This window comes from Ruegeria sp. CG3, from assembly GCF_056537205.1.
The window spans coordinates 902,532-921,870 of the sequence record NZ_JBQFRC010000001.1; the positions used below are offsets into that span (position 1 = coordinate 902,532).

The window sequence follows — 19,339 nt, forward strand, 5'->3', positions numbered from 1 at the left end:
TGGGAGGCCGCAATGGCTTTGCTGAACTTCAAGAAACGTGATGCGGCCGACAAGGCCCCGGTGAACCCGACCGTCGAAGCCTTTTTGCAGGGTTATTCGATCGAAGTCATGCCGCGCACTGCCGAGAAAGTCGAGGATTTCCGCGACCTGCTGCCCGAAGGCACGCGCGTCTACATTGCCCACATCGAGGGTACCCCGATCGAGGATATGGTCAAGACCGCCAAGCGGATCGCGGCCGAGGGATATCCTGTCATGCCGCATTTTCCGGCCCGCATCATCAAGGACGCGGCGACGTTGGAAAACTGGATCGCCATGTATCAGGGCGAGGCCGGCGTCGAGCAGGCGTTGCTGCTGGCAGGCGGCGTGGACAAGCCGCATGGCGACTTCGACAGCTCGATGCAGTTGCTGGAAACGGGGCTGCTCGACAAGGCGGGCTTCAAGCGCCTGCACGTCGCGGGTCACCCCGAGGGCAACAAGGACATTGACCCGGACGGTTCGACCAAAAACGTGGACGAGGCGTTGCGCTGGAAGCAGAAATTCAGCGAAACCACTGACGCTGAAATGGCGCTGGCCACCCAGTTTGCCTTTGACGCCAAGCCGATCATCGCTTGGGCCGACGGCCTGAAGGCGGCCGGGATCGAACTGCCGATCCACATCGGCATCGCCGGTCCGGCCAAGCTGCAGACCCTGATCAAATTCGCGATCGCCTGCGGTGTGGGCCCGTCGCTGAAGGTGCTGCAGAAGCGCGCCATGGACGTGTCCAAGCTGCTGCTGCCCTACGAGCCGACCGACGTGATCACCGCGCTGGCCGAGCACAAGGCGGCCAACCCCGACTTCAACATCACCAACGTGCACTTCTTCCCGCTTGGCGGCATCAAGACCAATGCCAACTGGGCCATCGAAAACGGCGGCGCCTCGGCGAAGCCTGCAAACTCCTAAGGACCGGACATGACCCGTACAGTCGTAGAATCAAAGACCAAAACCGCGATCATCGGCTTCGATCAGCCGTTCTGCGTGATCGGCGAACGGATCAATCCGACCGGCCGCAAGAAGCTGGCCGCCGAGCTGGAAGCGGGCGATTTTTCGACCGTCGAGCAGGACGCGCTGGCGCAGGTCGCGGCCGGGGCGACCGTGCTCGATATCAACGCGGGTGTGGTCTACAACTCGAACCCCAACCCCAATGAGACTGAACCGCCGCTGATGCGACAGATCGTCCAGCTGGTGCAGGGTCTAGTCGACGTGCCGCTGTGCATCGACAGCTCGGTTCCGGGTGCGTTGGAGGCCGGGCTGGAGGCTGCCGAAGGCCGCCCGCTGCTGAACTCGGTCACTGGCGAGGAGGACCGCCTGGAACTGGTGCTGCCGCTGGTCAAGAAATACAACGTGCCGGTCGTAGCGATTTCGAACGACGATACGGGCATTTCCGAAGACCCCGACGTGCGCTTTGAGGTTGCCAAGAAGATCGTTCAGCGCGCGGCTGACTATGGCATTCCGGCCCACGACATCGTTGTGGACCCGCTGGTGATGCCGATTGGCGCGATGGCTACTGCCGGCCAGCAGGTCTTTGCCCTGGTACGCCGCCTTCGCGAGGAGCTGGGCGTGAACACCACCTGCGGTGCGTCCAACATCTCGTTCGGTCTGCCGAACCGTCACGGCATCAACAACGCCTTCCTGCCGATGGCGATGGGCGCGGGCATGACCTCGGCCATCATGAACCCGGTGGCGCTGCCGGTGACGCAGAAGAAGATCGCCGAGAAAAAGGCCGAGGTTGCGGCGGCGGGCATCATCCTGCCCGACGGCATGGACGACGAAACCTTCGTTCAGATGTTCGGCCTGGGCTCGACCAAGCCGCGCGCCGGCAAGGAGATGGAGGCCATTCGCGCCGCCAACCTGCTGACCAACAACGACCCGCATGGCGGCGAGTGGATCAAGTTCAACAAACCGGCCGATGCTGCAGGCGCCGAAGGCGAGAGCGCACGCGGCCGCCGGGGCGGTGCCCGACGTCGCCGGGCCTGAACAATTTATTTACGATCATCTAAAAAGAAGCCGGGCTTGGTGCTCGGCCTCTTTTTTCCAGCGGTTTGGGTCAAGTATACAGCCAAAACGATTCAACTGATCGAAAACACAAAACTTGAAGGCCAATGCACACTCAATGAAAAAACCACTTACTAGACGCGCGAATGTATTGGCCCGAAAGGGCGGACCCGTGGGGGCTTTGGCGAAACTGTCGGCGGTTTCCGACGAAAGCGGGGTGGTATTTGACGTCGGGGTTAATCGCGGAACGATCGCGCGCCACTTAATCCGTATGTTCCCAAGAAACACATGTTATCTTTTTGAACCTTTGCCCGAGCAGGCGACCTACGTGGGGAAACGTTTCTCGGAATTTCCGAATGTCCGGATCATCCAACAGGCGCTGAGTAACGAGGCGGGGTCTGCGGAGTTTTTTGTCGGCAAACGGGTTGGCACTTCTTCACTGTTGCGCATGAATGACGAAAGTTTGGCGGCGCATCCCGAGGCAGAGGTAGACTATTCGATACCGGTCACCTTGAATACAGTTGATGCTTTCTGCGAAGAACATGGCATCTCGAAGATTTCGTGTATGAAAATCGATGCTCAGGGATCCGAGTTGAACATATTCCGCGGGGCTTCCAGAATGTTGGGCTCGCAAAGCGTCGACATGATCATGTTCGAATGGTTCGCAGTTCAACACTATGAAAACTGTCCCCTACTTCTGGATTTGTGGACTGAACTGCACAGCCACGGTTACTCGATGTTCGACATATTTCCAGGCAGGTATTTCCGGAATGGTCAGCGCCGGTTCGGCGATGCCGTTTTTGTTTCGGACAAATTTCGAAGGGATCGAATGCCGCATTTATAGTTTCCTTGGAACTCCGCGAGCCTATGGATTGCAGGCCGAGCGACGAGTAGCCTGCCTATGCAGATTGAGTTGTAAAGTAGTGTAGGGAATCGGCTTGATCAAACCTCAACTGCGATGCTACCGAGGTGCCCAAGGCGGGTATGATGTAATGGTAGCCTGTCAGCTTCCCAAGCTGAACGCGCGGGTTCGATTCCCGCTACCCGCTCCAAGCACTTTGATATTGGCCCGCTTGAAGCTCAAAAGCTGAGGTGGACTGGGGCCATTTCGCGCCAAAATTCCGCCACAAAAATGCCAAAATGAACGAATTCTCGCGTTAAACGGGAAATCCTTTTCGTTTGTGGGGAGGTTTGCCAGATGCGGGCTCGCTACGATTTGAACTGACGGGGGAACCCTCGTTCCTGTGCGAAATTCGCACATTAATGAGTACAAACTGGAGTTCAAATCATGTCGAAGGCAATTCGTAGTCTTTTCATTCGTCTGCGCCGTGACGAGCGTGGCGCCACTCTTGTCGAATACGGTATCGCACTGTTCATTGCGATCGCTGTTGGCGGGACCCTGCTGACCGGTCTGGGCGGCACAACCAACACCAACTTCAATGACGCCAACACGGCTGCAACACGGCCGTAATCCTGCTGTTTTGGCCTTAAAAGCAACTGGTTTTCCGCCGCGGAGAGGGCGGGAAGCCAGAACCAGTCCAGTCACGGCATTCGGTGTCCCGCGTGACTCAGTTTCGGCCGAGGCTTGGCCCCACGTTTTCAAAATGACCGCCCCGGCTATTTGGAGGGATCTATGCGATTGAAATCCTTGATGATGACTATTCTTGGCGTGGGTCTGGCGGGTGGCGCCGTGATGATTGCGCAGGAGCAGCTGAGACGCAGCCAGGCCGCCGCTGATCCGACGATCGTTCGCGTGGTCGCCGCAGCAGAAGAGATCCCGTTCGGATCTCCGATTGAAGGTCACAAGTTGACCGCCATCGACTGGCCGGCGGATTCCGTGCCGGCAGGTGTATTTACAAGTTTCGAAGATGTTCTGCCCACAGCAGGTGTCGATCCGCGACGCGCCAAGCGCGCGTTGGCGCAGGGTGAAATCCTTTTGGCGTCAAAGGTTTCTGACTTCGGTGAGAAGGTCACCATCGTTCAGACCTTGGGCGAGAACAATCGTGCAATGGCCATCAATGTGGATGCGCAGACCGGTGTTGGCGGGTTCGTCACACCAGGTGACTTTGTTGATATCGTGCTGACGCAGGGCAAGAACGAGTCGCTGCGGGCGGTGACGATCCTGCAAAACATCCGTGTCATTGGTGTTGATCAGACGGCTGATGAAGATGTCGACCAGCCCGGGATTGCCCGAACGGTGACTGTCGAAGTCACGCCGGACCAGGGACAGCGGTTGGCATTGGCTCAGAAGGCCGGGCAACTCAGCCTGTCACTGCGGTCCCTGCAAATCCAGGAAGACAAGCCGTTGGAGGCCATCCGCCTCAGCGACATTCTGCTTGAAAAGTCGCCGGTTGCAGAGGGCGCGCCCAAGCCGATCGTGAAGGTGCGTCGGGGTACCACGGACGTCCAGGAAGTTCCTGTTGCCGGCAACCCCTCGAATGCAACCGTGTCCAACTGATCGCTCGCGAGGTCTGTTCATGCCCACGTTGCGCAACATAAAGGACGACGAACAGGGGACCATTCTGGTTTTCGTCGGAATTTGCATGACCGTGATCGTTGGCATGGCGGCGTTGACCTTTGATCTTGGGCGACTGGCTTCTACGCAGACCGACCTGCAGGCTTATACCGATCACGTGGCTCTGGCCGCCGCCGGAGAACTGGATGGCGGCAGTGACGCGATCACACGCGCCACGGCTGCAGCAGCCGGAATGATCGAAGACTCCCAGTTCTTTGCCGAGGGCAGCCAAGATCTGGGGACGGCCGCAGATTATTCGCTGCGGTTTCTGTCGGGACTGCCCGATCCTGCCGCCGATCCGGATGACAATGATCCAGTCGATGGGTTTGTTACGACCGATCCCGCTCTGGCCGTTCTGGTTGAGGTGACCGCGACCCCTAGAGCCGTTTTCCTTCCGTTCGGTCGGGCGCTCGCTGACTTGTTGGGCGTGACTCGCCCGGATGAGGATGTCGAGGCTGTCGCGATTGCGGGTTACACCCAATATGCCTGTGATGTGACGCCGTTGATGTTCTGCATCCCTCCCGGCTGGACAGCGAATGCAAACAAGGGATCGACCATCAAGTTGCGCACTGGAGGCAACGGTGCCGCTTGGGGGCCGGGGAATTTTGGTTTTCTCGACCCGACGGACATCGGCATAAACCCCAACGGTCCTTGCGCGGGGCAGACCGGATCAAAACTCTATATCTGCCTGATCGCGGCGCATGGAAACCTGACGCAATGCGTGTCTCAGCGCGGGGTCGATACCGAGCCCGGTCAGCGCAATGGCATTGGCAGCGCAATCTACAATTCACGGTTCGATATTTTCCACTCGACGATGAGCAACCTCAAGAATGATGAAGACTATGCGCCCGGACCGCAGGTCATCGCGGGCTGGGAAAACTCTGGCGGAAGCTGTCTGAAGAACAATCCCGAGGTTTCGACCGACTCGATGCCGTTTCCGCCCGACGATTGCTTCGCCGCCGGCACCTGCGCGCATGGCGGCCGTTTTGGAAACGGTGTCTGGACCTCCGGCAAAGCGGCTTATTTGGACATGAACTATGGCGACGGTCCGGCCAATGATCTGACGCCGCACCCGCTGGGCAACCCGACGGGTAACACGCGATACGAAATGTATCTCGACGAGATCACCAGGGCTGGTACGGGTGATGTGCTGTTTGGGCGCAGCGAGTCCGGCCGCCCGCAATGCGCGAGCACAACGCTGGACGACCCTGACCGCCGCACATTTATCGCAGCCGCCATAAACTGCGGTGCCAATCCGGTCGCGGGACGCGCGGAGAACGTTCCGGTGCAGGAGTTTGTAAAGGTTTTCCTGATCCAGCCGCTCGAAGAATCCTCGGGGACTGATTTTGACATCTATGTCGAGGTGGTCGAGCAGGTCGGCGGTGGAGTCGGTGGCAGCAGCGATGATGGCATCTTTCGCGATGTCGTGAGGTTGTATCGATGACTCGGCTTGTTCGGCATATCCGACGGTTGCGGTCGTGCGAGGCCGGCGCCCCGATGGTCGAGTTCGGGATCGTACTGCCGTTGATCCTGCTGTTCTTTGCCGTGATCATCGAAGGTGGGCGTATCACCTGGATCCATCAGGCAACTTCGGCCGGGGTGCGCGATGCCTCGCGTATGATCGCGCGGATCGCGCCGTTGGACTTGTGCGCAGCGGGCGGGGTCGGGAGCTATGACGCGCTGGCCACGGACATCGTCCAGAACCAGTTGGGCGGTTCGTCGATCATGCCGCATGGCACAACCGTCATCGACGTCACGCCGCGCTGTATCTCGCGGGCTGGCGTGTACCGGATCAATCCGACTTCGGTGGTCGAGGTCACGGCTCAGATCCGGATCGAGTACCTGTTTGGAAACGTTTTCAGCCTTTTCGGGGCAGCGCTGGGGCCTCTTGACACCGAGATCTCGGATCAGAGCCGGGTGTTTGGGGTATGACGGGTAACCTGCATATGCTGCGCTCTTTCTGGCGGCGTGAAAACGGATCGGCACTGGTCGAGCTGGGCATGGTCGTTCCGTTGTTCCTGGTGCTCGTGTTTGGAATTCTCGAGTACGGACGGCTCTACTGGTCCACGACGATGGCGCAGAAAGCGATGCAAAAAGCCTCTCGGCTTGCTACGGTCGGGCCGCCACTGTGTGGTGCGATGCCAAATACGCACACGCTGGCCGGTGGCGCCCCTGCAACAACCAAGTTCGGCGCGCTGTGCCGCAGCGGCAGCATCTGCGCCACTCCGAACCTGCCGGCGCCATGTCAGCTTGACGCATCAACCGCCTATGGCAGCCGGATCTGGGACGAGATCGAAATGCTGCTGCCACCCGGGGCCACCGCGGCAAATGTGCAAATTACCTATTCGCACGATCCTCGTCTTGGTTTTCTTGGTGGACCCTATACGCCGGTGGTTACAGCCGAACTGGTAAACCTGGACTACGATTTCGCGCTGCCAATTGGGCCGCTGGTCGCCCTTGCTGCAGGCAACCCTGCCATAGCCGCCAGCAGCCCCAACACCATTTCAATCCCAACGATGAGCACATCCGTCCCGGCCGAGGATCTTGCCATCGGTGCCGTTGAGTAAGGAGAAGAGTCATGAGTGCCAAGCAGATTTCAGTGCTGTTGATTTCACCGGACGAAGAGATTTTCGCGGCAATCGAAACCTCGTTGGAGGGGCTGAGCAATTGCCGCTTTACGGGCCGAAAGGACACTGTCGCGCGGGTCAACGGGACGGCCGTTGCCTTGTCAGCGCGTCATGACGTGGTCCTGTTCGATGTGGATGACAGTTCGCCCGAGCTGTTGCAGACCGCACAGCAAATTTGTGACGCGCGCATGCCCAATGCGATCATTATCGCCTTGGCGTCCGAAGATCTGCCGCTTGAGAAGGCCCGACAGCTCAAAAAGCTTGGAGTCGATGACGTGCTGCCGCGCAATGCAATCCATGAGGAGATCATTCCGCAGGTGGATGCGATCCGTGCCCGACGGCAGGCGCAGCTTCCCGCCGTTTGGGGTGGACAAGCCACACTTGGCAAGTTGATCGCGGTTGGCAAATCTCGCGGTGGCGTCGGATCGTCCTTGGTTGCCGCCAATATGGCGAACGAGCTTCAATCCAAGGCCGGCTTCCTGAAAAAGACGGCGTCGAACTCGGTTGCGCTGGTGGATCTGGACTTTCAGTTCGGCTCGATTGCTGCCTTGATGGATGTCGCCGAAAGCGACGCGATGTGGCGCATGGCCATGGAAGGCAGCATTCCCGACAGTGCCTTTTTGGAACAGGCGATGGTCAAGTCGCCCTGCGGGGTCGATATCCTGGCGGCTCCGTCGCGCTATGGTCCGTTGACTGCGATCAAGGAAGAGCAGATTTCGGCCATTCTGGATTCCCTGAAACGTACCCATGACTACGTCGTGGTGGATTTGCCGCGGGCGCTGGTGGAATGGATTACGCCCGTCCTGACGCAAGCGGACCGCCTATATTTGGTGACGGACGTTGCCGTTCCGTCCGTTCGCTCGGCCCGCAAGCTGATGGATTTCTACCAAGCGGAAAACCCAGCACTGGAAATTCAACTGGTCGCCAACCTTGAAAAGAAACCCATCATTCCGGCGGCGCACCACAGAGCGGCGGCAAAACTCCTTGAAAAGGACTTTGCATTTTGGGTGCCTCGCGACGAGCGCACAGTACGCGAGTCGGTCGATCGGGGCGTGCCGTTGGAAGATGTTTCATCCCGCGCACCGATGACACGCGCAATCCGAAAGCTGGCACACGAGACATGCCTGTCTTTGCCGCCTCGGGTCGGCCAGCACTGAGTCAGAGTGTTTCAGAATAGTTAAATATTTGCAGAAGGTTAAGTAGATGTTTCGAGAATTCGACCGACCAGGCCAGGAAAAACCGGACGCTTCGAAAGTTGTGCCGTTGGACACCAAGCAGTTTGCTCAGATCGGCAAGCCGGTTCATGGCTCCGGCGATGACCTCGTATTGATGCATGACATCCAGAACGATCGGATAGATCTCAAGGCACGACTGCATAACTCGTTGCTGGACAAGCTGAACCTCGCCGTTATCGAAAAGGTCGAGGAAGAAACACTGCGGGGCGAAATTGGGCGACATGTCACCGAACTGCTGCGCGCCGAAGGCCGTGCGATGCGCAGCGAGGAGGTCAAGCAGCTTGTCGAAGAGCTGATGCACGAGGTGCTTGGCTTGGGCCCGCTGGAACCGTTGTTGGCCGACCCCACGATCAACGATATCCTCGTGAACGGCCACACGCAGATTTTTGTCGAGCGCTCGGGCATCCTCGAAAAGACATCGGCACGTTTCCGTGACGAACGTCATCTGCTGCGGATCATCGACAAGATCGTCAGCCGGATCGGTCGCCGTATTGATGAACGGCAACCGTGGGTGGATGCGCGGTTGGAAGATGGCAGCCGCGTCAACGCGATCATTCGGCCCTGCGCACTGGACGGGCCGGCGCTTTCCATTCGAAAATTCTCGCGGGTTCCGCTGACGATGGAACGCTTGATCAAAAACGAGGCCTTGAACGAAAGCGCGGCCAAACTGCTGCGGGGATTGGTTGAAGCCAAGATGAACGTGCTGATCTCGGGCGGAACCGGATCGGGCAAGACCACGATGCTGAATGCATTGTCGTCGTATATCAGCCCTCGGGAGCGGATCGTCACGATTGAAGACGCGGCCGAACTTCAGCTTCAGCAGGAACATGTCTTGCGCATGGAAACGCGGCCTGCTGGCCTCGACGGTACTGGCGCCGTTGCCCAACGAGACCTTGTGCGAAACGCGCTGCGGATGCGTCCGGATCGGATCATCATCGGCGAGGTGCGCGGCTCCGAAGCATTCGATATGTTGCAGGCGATGAATACCGGCCATGACGGGTCGATGACGACGGTACACGCCAACAGCCCACGCGATGCACTTTCCCGGGTCGAGCAGATGGTGCAAATGGGCGGGCTGGAGCTGCCGCATGCAGCAATCCGCGCGACTATCGCTTCGGCAATTCACTTTGTTCTGCAATTGAACCGCCTGTCTGATGGTACCCGCCGTGTCACCTCGATTGCCGAGATCACCGGCATGGAGGGCGATATCGTGACCATGCAGGACATCTTCGTCTTCAAACGTGAAGGCAAGGACGAGGCCGGCAACATCCTCGGGCGCTTCATGCCGACCGGTATCCGACCGAAATCCAGCGATGCGCTGGCGGCGGCGGGTGTCGACCTGTCATCGATCAAGTTCAACTGAGGGACCCAGCCATGTTGGAAGATCTCAGATCCTTCTTTTCGACGCACAGCATAGACTCGTTGATCGGACCAGAGATGGAAGTGGGCGGTTACGATGTCCGCTTTGTTCTGTCACTCTTGATATTTCTCGGCGCCCTGATTGCTTTCGAAGGGGTCCGTCAGCTTTTGAAGCGCGGAGAAAACCGGGAAGAGGCGATAAACCGGCGCATCCAGATGCTGAACCAGGGAAAGACTGGCGAGGACGTTCTGGAATTGCTCAAACCGCGGGAGAGCAAACCACTCATGAAGTCGTTTCCGCTGGTCGGCGACTTGCCGGGTGCCCTTGCGGCATCGGGCCTGCACATGGTGCCGGAAATGTTCCTGTTGGGATGTGGGGGTGCTTTTCTGGTTTCGGCGATCGGAGGCTCACTGGTGGCCAACCCACTGACGGTCATACCTGTGAGCGCTGTGTGCTTCCTGTTGGCCCCGTTGGTCTACCTTGGCGCCAACCTCAGACGGCGCAAGGCCGCGCTGATCAAGCAGTTGCCGGATGCGTTGGACCTGATGTCGCGTGGGTTGAAGGTCGGACATCCTTTGAACACGACCTTGCAGAGCGTGGCAAACGAAATGCCCGATCCGATCGGAACTGAATTCGGTCTGGTCGTCGACCAAGTCGCTTATGGGGAGGAGTTGACGACCGCCATTCGCAACATGGCAGACCGGGTAGATGAAGAAGATATCCAGTACCTCTCGGTCGCGCTGACGATGCAGCACGGCACTGGCGGCGATCTGGCCGGCATTCTGCGGACATTGGCGCGCGTCATCCGTGCCCGAATGTCCCTGCGGCGCAAGATCAAGGCCATTTCTGCCGAGGGCCGGATGACCGCCTATATCCTGTCGTTCATTCCTGTCGGGATTGCCCTCGTGATGACGGTCATGACGCCGGACTATTACGGAAGCGTGGTGCAATACCCGATTTTCTGGCCCGTCATGAGCGTCATTTCAGCGGCCATCGTTCTGAACGCCATCGTTTTGTTCAAGCTTGTCAATTTCCGGATCTGAGGGAGGGTTGTCGAAATGGAAATCGTGAACTCGCTACTCGACACCGGTCTTTTTTCCCAACTTATGATCCTGGGCGTTGTTGCCGCCGGCGCGATCGTTGCATTCTTTGGGATATCATCGTCGCTCGGCGATCGGTCTACAGCAGCCGAACGGATGCTGCCCAAACGAACAAGGGGCCAGAGCCTTGCACGTCTTGTGCCGGAAAAGGTGGAGGGCGATACACCGACCGGGCTGAGCGCCGCACTTATCCCCAGCGATGCAAGTGTCAGGTTCGAAGTTGGCCAAGTGCTTGCGCGCTCAGGGTTTCGCGGCCGGAATGCAATCGCCAATTTCTATCTGATCCGTTTGGGCTTGGCGACGTTTCTGCCGCTTGTCTTTCTTGTCCTCATGTCTTGGCAGCCTGCGTCCAGTATCGGCGCCACGATCAACGAATATGTGTCTGGTCTGAATTCATTTCAGATTTTGCGGAACCTTGGCATCCTCTGCGGCATCGGGTTCTTCATCCCCCAACTTTGGATGAGCGCTCGGATCAAGGAGCGTAAACGTCGGATGGAAAATGCGTTCCCGAACATGCTGGACTTGCTCCAGATTGGGATCGAGGCGGGAATGGGCTTTGACCAGGCGCTTCTCAAAGTTGCAGTGGAAATGCAGACTGTATCGCCCGAAATGTCCGAGGAAATTCTGATTGCCCTGAGCGAGATTCAGGCCGGGCGCGATCGTGAAGTTGCGTTGATGAGAATGGCGCGCCGGACGGGGATCGACGAAATGAGTTCGTTCGTGAGCGTCGTTCTCCAGTCGTCCCGGTTCGGCGTCCCGTTGTCGGCCGCCTTGACTACGTATTCCGAAGAAATGCGCGAACTGAGAGAGCTTCGCGCGCAGGAGAAAGCCAACAAGTTGCCGGTGCAGATGTCCGCGGTTATGGCTAGCCTGATGTTGCCCTCGATCGCGGGGCTGATCCTTGCACCGATCATCATTCGATACGTCGAAACCTTCGTGAAATGACGCTGTTTTTGTAGGTGCGGCGCTCCCGGGTCCGCATGAGGTCAACTGTGCGTTCCCGACTTGGGCCGCGCTCTTTCAGGCGCTGTAAAGCAGCATCGACCAGCCGGCCAGGATCAGGCCTGAAAGGCCTATGGCAATCCCAAGAGGAAACTCACGTCCGCTGAGCGTTGCTGCAAGCTTTCCTGTCGGTTGCCGGACGAACAGGCGCAGCAGGGTCAAGCTGGTCAGTCCAAACGCCATCGCGGCAGATAGCAGCAGCATGTATGTCGAAAGGGCTTGGGTCGGTATCGCCAGAAAGATCACCGGTAGCATTTTGGCGTCTCCGCCTCCCAGCCAACCAGCGGCGAAAAGGGCAAAACATATCCCAAAGCAAAGCCCGGCGGCAATCAATCGCAATCCAATTTCATGCAAACCGAGGGCAGGGGACCCGACCAGAAACAGGGCAAACCCTATAAGGCAGTACAGGTTCGGTATCCGGTATTCGGTTAGGTCCGTCCACGCCACCGCCATGAACAGCGGCACCATCAACCACAGTGGTACCCAGATATGCCAAGGCAGATCAATCATCATGCGCGTGCCTGATTGTGTCTGCCGTGCAAGGCATCGCGTTCTTCGATCGAAACCAGCCGTCTGGCCAACATGTGGAAGTTCTCCATTCCTGTCTTGCCGTAGATATGCTTGAGATGCGTTCTCACAGTCGCGGGACCAATCTCGAGTTCGGATCCAATGGACTGTTGCGACAGTCCCCGGGAAATCAAAACGCAGACCCGCCATTCGGCCCGTGTCAGGCCCGCTGGGTTTTCGAGGCTCATCAGCGGCGCGTCATTCACCGCCCTTTGGATGGTCGTTACGGATTGGCGGGAAATTGCTTCGGTAATCAGACCGGCGCGTCTGTTGCGGTAGATTTCGGAAATTTCGGGTGCGACTGTCTCTATCGCTTCGCGCCAGCCGGGTTCGAGGCCTTTGGCGAAATGCAGCTCCAGAAAATCGATTTCGCAGCCTTGGTTGTCGAGACAGACAAACAGAATATCGTGCAGTTTGCGGTGCGAGATCCAGTCCAGAACAACGGCAGAAAGCTCGTTTACGGGTTTCCCATGATCCTTGAGGCTGAAGACGACGCCTTTCTTTGGCTTGCTCGCAAACGGACCAATCACGTCATTCGTGAAGGAAAGGAAAAGCGGCCGACTTATTGTCTGGTCACGGGTATCTGCGCGCGCAGCTATTCGGCTGCCACCTTTATTGAGCCAGACACGGCTGAGGGTACCGCAATCGGCTCCAAACGCGTTGACAACTTCGGTCAACGCAGCGTCCAGAACCACTCCGCCCTGGCTCCATTGAATGAAATTGATCAATGCGCGTGTGTGTTGCGTGTTCGGTAGCCACGCACCTGCACGGCCCATCCCCCTGTCCATATAGCACCAACTGGTAAACGTCTTACTCACTAAAGCGAGCCGGTTCAGCGGCTTCTGTAGATTTGAATTACTCTGCCCAATACATTCATATTTTACGATTTTTACGCAAAAATCACCAAGAATCTTATTAAGTTTCCGGATGTGGAGAAAAACACACGTAAAACGCAGACAATTCGGCCCAAAAGGCTGCAAAGAGCAGGCGGTCAGAAACAATGGCTGTCAGCGGGTATGATTGGTCAAGGGCGACACGCTCTGGTGTGTCAGGAGGGCTTGCGGGCCTGAAAGACGTTGATGACCGCCGGGATGCCAAACCCATCTGCCGTTTGAAAACTCGAAAACTCTTGGGCCACGGCGCTCTGGATTTTTCGTTCGTCGGTCTCATCGCCTTCAAAATGCGCTATCACGCGCGCGGCCGGCCCGACCCGGGTGCATAGCTCGGCGGTGGCCTCCACCGATCCAAGGCCCGGCAGTCGGAGGCTTACTGGGTTGGCGAAGATGTCATCCAAACCTGCCGTTTCCATCATCCCGGTCACATGATCGATATCATGAAAGGCCAGTGGCCCGGGTGCGAACCGACCGTATTTTGGCGGTTGGCCCAGATGCGCTGTGGCGGCCATGTGGGGAATCCTGAACCAGGGATTGTCCGCCAGCGGTCCCCACGCGGCAAAGGTCATCCGTCCGCTGGGGGCCAGAGCCTTGGCGATGTTGGCGAACGCCGCAACCGAATCCTGAAAGAACATCACACCGAAGCGCGATATCGCAGCGTCGAACGCGCCCACGGGGAACGGGGCGACCTGAGCGTCGACGCATTGGAAATCGACGTTTTCAACACCTGCGGACAAGGCCCTTTCCCGCGCTCGATTGAGGAACGGCTCAGAAATGTCGCCGCCAAGAACATGGCCCTGCGGTCCGACACGCTGGGCGGCCGCGATGGTGCTGGCGCCGGTCCCGCAGCCGATGTCCAGCACGCGCATTCCAGAATCCAGCTCGGCCTGTTCCAGAACGAGGTCCAGAACCGGGGCCAGCATGTGATCCAGTTTGTCCTCAAAAGTCAGCCACTTGGTGCCGGATTCGGAGTTGCCCCAGTACTCAGCCTGATCTTCGTTTGCTGTTTGCATGGGGGTCCTCCGCAGTTTTTCGGACTATGCCTTTCTGCGGCGGCGGCGGCCAGTTTTTTCCGCGTCGCCGCCGGTGTTGAAGGACGGGGCGGGCAGGGTGACGATCTTGGCCAGTTCCGGGAACGGATCAGTCTTGTGCGGGATCGCGTTGGCGGCGACGAAATGCTCTTGAAATTTCGGCTCGATCGCGGTTTCGACCTTGGTGATCTCGCGTACCACACGTTCGATCTCGCCCCGGGCGGCGATGTTGCACAGCGCGATGCGTGCGCCGGTGCCGGCGGCGTTGCCCGCGCTTTGGACCTTGTCCAGCGGCGCGTCGGGGATCATGCCCAGAACCATCGCATGTTTGGTCGAGATATGGGCGCCGAACGCCCCGGCCAGCACCACGCGATCCACCTTGTCCACGCCCATCTCGTCCATCAGCAGCCGCGCCCCGGCATAGAGCGCGGATTTCGCCAGCTGGATCGCCCGGATGTCGCCCTGTGTCACGGTGATGCGCGGGCCGCCCTCGGCGCTGGCATCATGGATCAGGTAGGAATGGGTGCGCCCCTCGGGGATGCAGCGGCTGGTTCCGGTCTGCTCGGCCGAGCCGATCAGGCCGCTCTCGTCCAGCAGGCCGGCCATGCGCAGTTCGGCCACCGCCTCGATGATGCCCGACCCGCAGATGCCGGTGATGCCGGTGGTGGCGATGTCGGCGTCGAAACCCTCTTCGTCCGACCACTTGTCCGAGCCGATCACCCGGAACCGGGGTTCCTTGGTCACCGGGTCGATCTGAATGCGCTCGATCGCGCCGGGCGCGGCACGCTGGCCCGAGCTTATCTGCGCACCTTCGAAGGCCGGTCCGGTAGGCGAGGAACAGGCCAGCACGCGGGTCGTGTTGCCCAGCAGAATCTCGGCGTTGGTGCCGACGTCCACGATCAGGACCAGATCCTGCGACTTGCCCGGCTCTTCGCTCAGCGCCACGGCGGCGCAGTCGGCCCCCACATGGCCCGCGATGCATGGCAGGATGTAGACCTGCGCACGGGGGTTCATCGTGGTCAGTTCCATCTCGCGCGCGGGCAGCGAGACGCTTTCCGATGTGGCCAGCGCAAACGGCGCCTGGCCCAGTTCAACTGGATCCAGGCCCAACAGCAGGTGGTGCATGACCGGGTTGCACACGAAAACGGTTTCCACGATCAGGGCCGGGTCGATCCCGGCCTCGTCGGCGATCGAGGTGACCAGATCGTTGATCGCCTCACGCACGGCTCGGGTCATTTCCTGATCACCACCGGGGTTCATCATCGCGTACGAGACGCGGCTCATGAGGTCCTCGCCGAACCGGATCTGCGGGTTCATCAGGCCCGACGAGGCCTTCACCTCGCCGGTTTCCAAGTCGGTCAGATGCGCGGCGATGGTGGTCGAGCCCAAATCGATGGCCAGCCCGTACAACCCGCCTTCATGCAGGCCGGGCCAGATTTCGACGATGCGCGCCACGCTGTCCTTGTGGCCCTTGTGCAGGGCGACCGTGACCTCCCACTTGCCCTTGCGCAGGGTCGGCTGCAGTTTGGACAGAAGCGACAGGTCGGCGGTGACGGCGTCGATCTGCCACTGCTCGCGCAGCGCACGCTCCAGCCGTTCAAGATCGCCGGTGGGCGAGTGCATGTCGGGTTCTTCGACCACCACGAAATACAGGCGCGTGGCCGGGTCCATGGTAATGGCCCGCGCGGCGGCGGCCTTGCGCACCACCTGGCGGTGCACCTGGCTTTCGGGCGGAACGTCGATCACCACGTCACCCTGAACGGTGGCCTGACAGCCCAGCCGCCGGCCCGGTTTCAGCCCGCGCTTGTCGTCATAGCGCTGCTCGACCGCGTTCCATTCGCTCAGCGCGTCTTCGCGGACCGTGACGCCGTGTTTGGGAAACTCGCCATAGCTGGGCGTGATCTGGCATTTCGAACAGATTCCGCGCCCACCGCAGACCGAATCCAGATCGACCCCCAGCTGCCGGGCCGCCGTCAGGATCGGAGTGCCAACGGGGAAATGTCCGCGTTTGCCCGAAGGGGTAAAGACGACAAGGGGATCGGTGGTCATGGATGGCCTGCCTTTTCGATATTCGCGCGTATGGCGGCAAGATATGGGTTTCCCAGCAAAGGGAAAGGCCAATCCGCGGCAGGTTTTGCGCGGCTTGCGTCGTTTTCCGCGCCATCGCGGCGGTTTGTGGGCGAACAAGTTGGGGGCAGGGGCTTTTCCTTTGGTCGAAACCATGCAATAGGGTCACCGCCAAACGGGGTTTTGCATGGGGTTAGCAGATGCAGATTCGTGAGGCACTCACCTTTGATGACGTTCTTTTGGTTCCGGCGGCCTCGTCGGTGCTGCCGGCAACGGCGGACACGTCCACGCGCGTGACGCGCGCGATCACAATGAACATACCGCTGCTCAGCTCGGCCATGGACACGGTGACCGAGGCGCGCATGGCCATCGCCATGGCGCAGGCCGGGGGCATCGGGGTGATCCACAAGAACCTGACCGTCGAGGAGCAGTCGCGTGAGGTGCGCCGGGTCAAACGCTTCGAATCCGGCATCGTCTACAACCCCGTCACCCTGCGCGCCAATCAAACGCTGGCCGATGCCAAGGCCCTGGTCGAGCGCTATAACTTCACTGGATTCCCGGTGGTGGATGACGACGGGCGCGTCGTAGGCATCGTGACCAACCGCGACATGCGTTTTGCCACGTCGGACGACCAGCCGATCCGCGCGATGATGACCACGGACAATCTGGCGATGCTGCAGGAACCGGCCGACCTGGAAGAGGCAAAAAGCCTGATGAAGGCTCGCCGGATTGAAAAGCTGCTGGTCGTCGATGGATCGGGCAAACTGACCGGTCTGCTGACCTTGAAGGATACGGAACAAGCGGTGCTGAACCCCACGGCATGCAAAGACCATCTGGGTCGGCTGCGGGTTGCGGCGGCCACGTCGGTTGGCGATGCTGGCTTTGAACGGTCCGAGCAGCTTGTCGACTCTGGTGTCGACATCATCGTGGTCGACACGGCGCACGGCCATTCCCAAGGGGTGCTGGACGCGGTGAAGCGGATCAAGGCCCTGTCGAACGAAGTGCAGATCATCGCAGGCAACGTAGCAACGGGCGACGCGACCAAGGCCCTGATCGACGCCGGTGCCGATGCGGTCAAGGTCGGGATCGGGCCGGGCTCGATCTGCACCACGCGCATGGTGGCCGGTGTCGGCGTGCCTCAGTTGACGGCAATCATGGATTGCTCGGCTGCGGCTGGTGACGTGCCGGTCATCGCCGATGGCGGCATCAAGTTCTCGGGCGATTTCGCCAAGGCCATCGCGGCGGGCGCGTCCTGCGCCATGGTTGGCTCGATGATCGCCGGCACCGATGAAAGCCCGGGCGAGGTGATCCTGTATCAGGGGCGCTCGTTCAAATCCTATCGCGGCATGGGCAGCCTGGGCGCGATGGCGCGCGGCTCGGCCGATCGTTATTTCCAGAAAGACGCCGCGAATGACAAGCTGGTGCCCGAAGGGATCGAGGGCCAAGTGCCCTACAAAGGCTCGGCCAGCGCCGTCGTTCATCAACTGGTCGGCGGTCTGCGTGCGGCCATGGGCTATACCGGCTGCGCGACCGTTGATGAAATGCGCCGCAATTGTCAGTTCGTGAAGATCACCGGAGCGGGTCTGAAAGAAAGCCACGTGCATGACGTGCAGATCACACGCGAAAGCCCCAATTACCGCGTGATGTGACGGTTTCCGTCGGACTCAGGACCTCGACATGACCCCAGGCGCGCGCGTTCAGGCCGCTATCGAAATCCTAGACGATTTTCTGGGCGGAACTCCCGCCGAGAAAGCGTTGACGGGCTGGGCGCGGCGCAGCCGTTTTGCGGGATCGAAAGACAGGGCGGCGATCCGCGACCATGTCTTTGACGTGCTTCGGCATCTTCGGTCTTTCGCTGCGATCGGCGGTGCAAGGACCGGGCGAGGCCTGATGTTGGGCGCCCTGCGGTCCCGGGGCCAGGACCCGGTCGATCTGTTCAACGGAGTTGGTCACGCCCCATACCCCGTAACGGCGGACGAGGTCGGACGTCCAATCGAAACGGAAGCCGAGCAGTTTGACATACCCGAGTGGCTTTGGCCGGTCTTCGAGCGGTCGCTTGGTGAAAATGCCAGAGAGGCCGCGGCCGCGCTGCAATCACGCGCTCCGGTTCACCTGCGGGTCAATTTGGCCCGCACGAGCATGCAAGAGGCGATGGATGCGCTGGCGCGGGAAGGGATTTCCACTGCACCGCACCCGGCCTGCGAGACGGCGCTTGAAGTTGTCGATGGTGCCCGGAAGATTTCGCAATCCCAAAGCTATCGTGACGGCTTGGTCGAGTTGCAGGATGCGGCTAGCCAGGCTGTCGTTGCCGCATTGAACCTTAGACCCGGCATGAGGGTTTTGGACTATTGTGCCGGGGGTGGCGGCAAGGCGCTGGCCATGGCCGCCTCTGGCGGTGTCGAAGTCTTCGCCCATGACGCCAACCCCGGGCGCATGCGTGACCTACCTGACCGAGCGCAACGGGCGGGAGCGCGTATTACAATCCTGTCCACAGATGACCTGGAAAAACTCAGCCCGTTTGACGTGGTGCTGACTGACGCCCCCTGTTCCGGGAGCGGCTCGTGGCGGCGCGCACCTGCGGGCAAATGGGCATTGACGCCCGAGCAATTGACCCAGTTGCCTCAGACACAATTGTCCATTCTGGACGCAGCCGCACCCCTCGTCGGTGATGGCGGTGTATTGGCCTACGCCACCTGTTCGATGCTGGATGTCGAAAACAGAGGCGTCATAGACACGTTCCTGTCGTCGCATCCGGAATGGCAATGCACGTTCAGCCGATTGTGGCAGGTTGTACACGGCACCGACGGCTTCTACTCCGCCCACTTGACGCGACGCTGATACGCTGAAAACAACTTAAAGGAGAATATCCGCTGGATTCCTTAAGCGGATATTAACTCTTTGTGCCACGATA

The 19,339-nt window shown here is 59.6% G+C and carries 18 protein-coding genes and 1 tRNA gene; 15 read left to right on the forward strand and 4 right to left on the reverse strand.

Translation table 11 applies throughout. The annotated features are described in order from the left end of the window. Positions 1–12: 12 nt before the first annotated feature. The 13 genes from ACR0NB_RS04490 (at position 13) to ACR0NB_RS04550 (ending at position 11,813) form a co-directional block, all read left to right on the forward strand. Positions 13–939 carry a methylenetetrahydrofolate reductase gene (locus ACR0NB_RS04490; protein ID WP_170359172.1) on the forward strand — a complete coding sequence of 309 codons (927 nt, stop codon included), beginning with the start codon at positions 13–15 and terminating at the stop codon, positions 937–939. 9 nt (positions 940–948) lie between these two features. After that, on the forward strand, positions 949–2,013 hold the full coding sequence (locus tag ACR0NB_RS04495) for a methyltetrahydrofolate cobalamin methyltransferase (protein WP_170338520.1): 1,065 nt from the start codon (positions 949–951) through the stop codon (positions 2,011–2,013). Between the two features lie 136 nt (positions 2,014–2,149). Continuing rightward, the gene (locus ACR0NB_RS04500; protein ID WP_480775045.1) at positions 2,150–2,875 is read left to right on the forward strand and encodes an FkbM family methyltransferase; all 726 of its coding nucleotides are present in this window, start codon (positions 2,150–2,152) and stop codon (positions 2,873–2,875) included. A gap of 134 nt (positions 2,876–3,009) precedes the next feature. Then, a tRNA-Gly gene (locus ACR0NB_RS04505) sits at positions 3,010–3,083 on the forward strand. A gap of 236 nt (positions 3,084–3,319) precedes the next feature. Next, positions 3,320–3,502, forward strand: a complete 183-nt coding sequence (locus ACR0NB_RS04510; RefSeq protein ID WP_093962121.1) for a Flp family type IVb pilin — start codon at positions 3,320–3,322, stop codon at positions 3,500–3,502. A 162-nt stretch (positions 3,503–3,664) separates the two neighbouring features. After that, the gene (gene cpaB, locus ACR0NB_RS04515; RefSeq protein WP_170367139.1) at positions 3,665–4,489 is read left to right on the forward strand and encodes a Flp pilus assembly protein CpaB; all 825 of its coding nucleotides are present in this window, start codon (positions 3,665–3,667) and stop codon (positions 4,487–4,489) included. Positions 4,490–4,508: 19 nt separating this feature from the next. Continuing rightward, on the forward strand, positions 4,509–5,990 hold the full coding sequence (locus ACR0NB_RS04520) for a pilus assembly protein TadG-related protein (protein ID WP_480775046.1): 1,482 nt from the start codon (positions 4,509–4,511) through the stop codon (positions 5,988–5,990). Continuing rightward, positions 5,987–6,478, forward strand: coding sequence for a TadE/TadG family type IV pilus assembly protein (locus tag ACR0NB_RS04525; RefSeq protein WP_170338526.1), 492 nt, complete (start codon positions 5,987–5,989; stop codon positions 6,476–6,478). Before ACR0NB_RS04520 ends, ACR0NB_RS04525 begins: the two co-directional genes overlap by 4 nt. Continuing rightward, complete coding sequence (locus ACR0NB_RS04530) at positions 6,475–7,113, forward strand: TadE/TadG family type IV pilus assembly protein (RefSeq protein ID WP_480775047.1); 639 nt, start codon at positions 6,475–6,477, stop codon at positions 7,111–7,113. The genes ACR0NB_RS04525 and ACR0NB_RS04530 overlap by 4 nt, the downstream gene beginning before the upstream one ends. Before the next feature lie 11 nt (positions 7,114–7,124). Beyond that, positions 7,125–8,330 (forward strand): CpaE/TadZ family protein, encoded by a 1,206-nt coding sequence (locus ACR0NB_RS04535; RefSeq protein WP_093962116.1) that lies wholly within the window; start codon positions 7,125–7,127, stop codon positions 8,328–8,330. Between the two features lie 46 nt (positions 8,331–8,376). Further along, positions 8,377–9,771: a TadA family conjugal transfer-associated ATPase gene (locus ACR0NB_RS04540; RefSeq protein WP_170338532.1), complete on the forward strand. Its 1,395-nt coding sequence runs from the start codon at positions 8,377–8,379 to the stop codon at positions 9,769–9,771. Positions 9,772–9,782: 11 nt separating this feature from the next. Continuing rightward, positions 9,783–10,811, forward strand: coding sequence for a type II secretion system F family protein (locus ACR0NB_RS04545; protein WP_170359187.1), 1,029 nt, complete (start codon positions 9,783–9,785; stop codon positions 10,809–10,811). Positions 10,812–10,826: 15 nt separating this feature from the next. Next, positions 10,827–11,813 (forward strand): type II secretion system F family protein, encoded by a 987-nt coding sequence (locus tag ACR0NB_RS04550; RefSeq protein WP_480775048.1) that lies wholly within the window; start codon positions 10,827–10,829, stop codon positions 11,811–11,813. A 75-nt stretch (positions 11,814–11,888) separates the two neighbouring features. Here the strand turns inward: ACR0NB_RS04550 and ACR0NB_RS04555 are convergent, their stop codons facing one another. Genes ACR0NB_RS04555 through ACR0NB_RS04570 form a run of 4 tightly spaced genes read right to left on the reverse strand, consistent with a single transcriptional unit; the run spans position 11,889 to position 16,410 of the window. Beyond that, positions 11,889–12,383 carry an A24 family peptidase gene (locus ACR0NB_RS04555; RefSeq protein ID WP_480775049.1) on the reverse strand — a complete coding sequence of 165 codons (495 nt, stop codon included), beginning with the start codon at positions 12,381–12,383 and terminating at the stop codon, positions 11,889–11,891. Continuing rightward, positions 12,380–13,438: a helix-turn-helix transcriptional regulator gene (locus tag ACR0NB_RS04560; RefSeq protein ID WP_480775050.1), complete on the reverse strand. Its 1,059-nt coding sequence runs from the start codon at positions 13,436–13,438 to the stop codon at positions 12,380–12,382. Before ACR0NB_RS04560 ends, ACR0NB_RS04555 begins: the two co-directional genes overlap by 4 nt. Before the next feature lie 47 nt (positions 13,439–13,485). Further along, positions 13,486–14,343 (reverse strand): class I SAM-dependent methyltransferase, encoded by an 858-nt coding sequence (locus ACR0NB_RS04565; protein WP_480775051.1) that lies wholly within the window; start codon positions 14,341–14,343, stop codon positions 13,486–13,488. Between the two features lie 24 nt (positions 14,344–14,367). Then, complete coding sequence (locus ACR0NB_RS04570) at positions 14,368–16,410, reverse strand: ASKHA domain-containing protein (protein WP_480775052.1); 2,043 nt, start codon at positions 16,408–16,410, stop codon at positions 14,368–14,370. A gap of 218 nt (positions 16,411–16,628) precedes the next feature. On the opposite strand from ACR0NB_RS04570, the gene guaB reads away from it, so the two are divergent. Next, the gene (gene guaB / locus ACR0NB_RS04575; RefSeq protein WP_170338542.1) at positions 16,629–18,077 is read left to right on the forward strand and encodes an IMP dehydrogenase; all 1,449 of its coding nucleotides are present in this window, start codon (positions 16,629–16,631) and stop codon (positions 18,075–18,077) included. A gap of 28 nt (positions 18,078–18,105) precedes the next feature. Further along, complete coding sequence (locus ACR0NB_RS04580; protein WP_480775053.1) at positions 18,106–19,266, forward strand: RsmB/NOP family class I SAM-dependent RNA methyltransferase; 1,161 nt, start codon at positions 18,106–18,108, stop codon at positions 19,264–19,266. Positions 19,267–19,339 lie beyond the last annotated feature (73 nt).

Bases quoted from the DNA above. Each gene is read 5' to 3' on its own strand.
- ACR0NB_RS04490 (WP_170359172.1), top strand. From the start codon at position 13: ATGGCTTTGCTGAACTTCAAGAAACGTGATGCGGCCGACAAGGCCCCG.
- ACR0NB_RS04495 (WP_170338520.1), top strand. From the start codon at position 949: ATGACCCGTACAGTCGTAGAATCAAAGACCAAAACCGCGATCATCGGC.
- ACR0NB_RS04500 (WP_480775045.1), top strand. From the start codon at position 2,150: ATGAAAAAACCACTTACTAGACGCGCGAATGTATTGGCCCGAAAGGGC.
- ACR0NB_RS04510 (WP_093962121.1), top strand. From the start codon at position 3,320: ATGTCGAAGGCAATTCGTAGTCTTTTCATTCGTCTGCGCCGTGACGAG.
- cpaB (WP_170367139.1), top strand. From the start codon at position 3,665: ATGCGATTGAAATCCTTGATGATGACTATTCTTGGCGTGGGTCTGGCG.
- ACR0NB_RS04520 (WP_480775046.1), top strand. From the start codon at position 4,509: ATGCCCACGTTGCGCAACATAAAGGACGACGAACAGGGGACCATTCTG.
- ACR0NB_RS04525 (WP_170338526.1), top strand. From the start codon at position 5,987: ATGACTCGGCTTGTTCGGCATATCCGACGGTTGCGGTCGTGCGAGGCC.
- ACR0NB_RS04530 (WP_480775047.1), top strand. From the start codon at position 6,475: ATGACGGGTAACCTGCATATGCTGCGCTCTTTCTGGCGGCGTGAAAAC.
- ACR0NB_RS04535 (WP_093962116.1), top strand. From the start codon at position 7,125: ATGAGTGCCAAGCAGATTTCAGTGCTGTTGATTTCACCGGACGAAGAG.
- ACR0NB_RS04540 (WP_170338532.1), top strand. From the start codon at position 8,377: ATGTTTCGAGAATTCGACCGACCAGGCCAGGAAAAACCGGACGCTTCG.
- ACR0NB_RS04545 (WP_170359187.1), top strand. From the start codon at position 9,783: ATGTTGGAAGATCTCAGATCCTTCTTTTCGACGCACAGCATAGACTCG.
- ACR0NB_RS04550 (WP_480775048.1), top strand. From the start codon at position 10,827: ATGGAAATCGTGAACTCGCTACTCGACACCGGTCTTTTTTCCCAACTT.
- ACR0NB_RS04555 (WP_480775049.1), bottom strand. From the start codon at position 12,383: ATGATGATTGATCTGCCTTGGCATATCTGGGTACCACTGTGGTTGATG.
- ACR0NB_RS04565 (WP_480775051.1), bottom strand. From the start codon at position 14,343: ATGCAAACAGCAAACGAAGATCAGGCTGAGTACTGGGGCAACTCCGAA.
- ACR0NB_RS04570 (WP_480775052.1), bottom strand. From the start codon at position 16,410: ATGACCACCGATCCCCTTGTCGTCTTTACCCCTTCGGGCAAACGCGGA.
- guaB (WP_170338542.1), top strand. From the start codon at position 16,629: ATGCAGATTCGTGAGGCACTCACCTTTGATGACGTTCTTTTGGTTCCG.
- ACR0NB_RS04580 (WP_480775053.1), top strand. From the start codon at position 18,106: ATGACCCCAGGCGCGCGCGTTCAGGCCGCTATCGAAATCCTAGACGAT.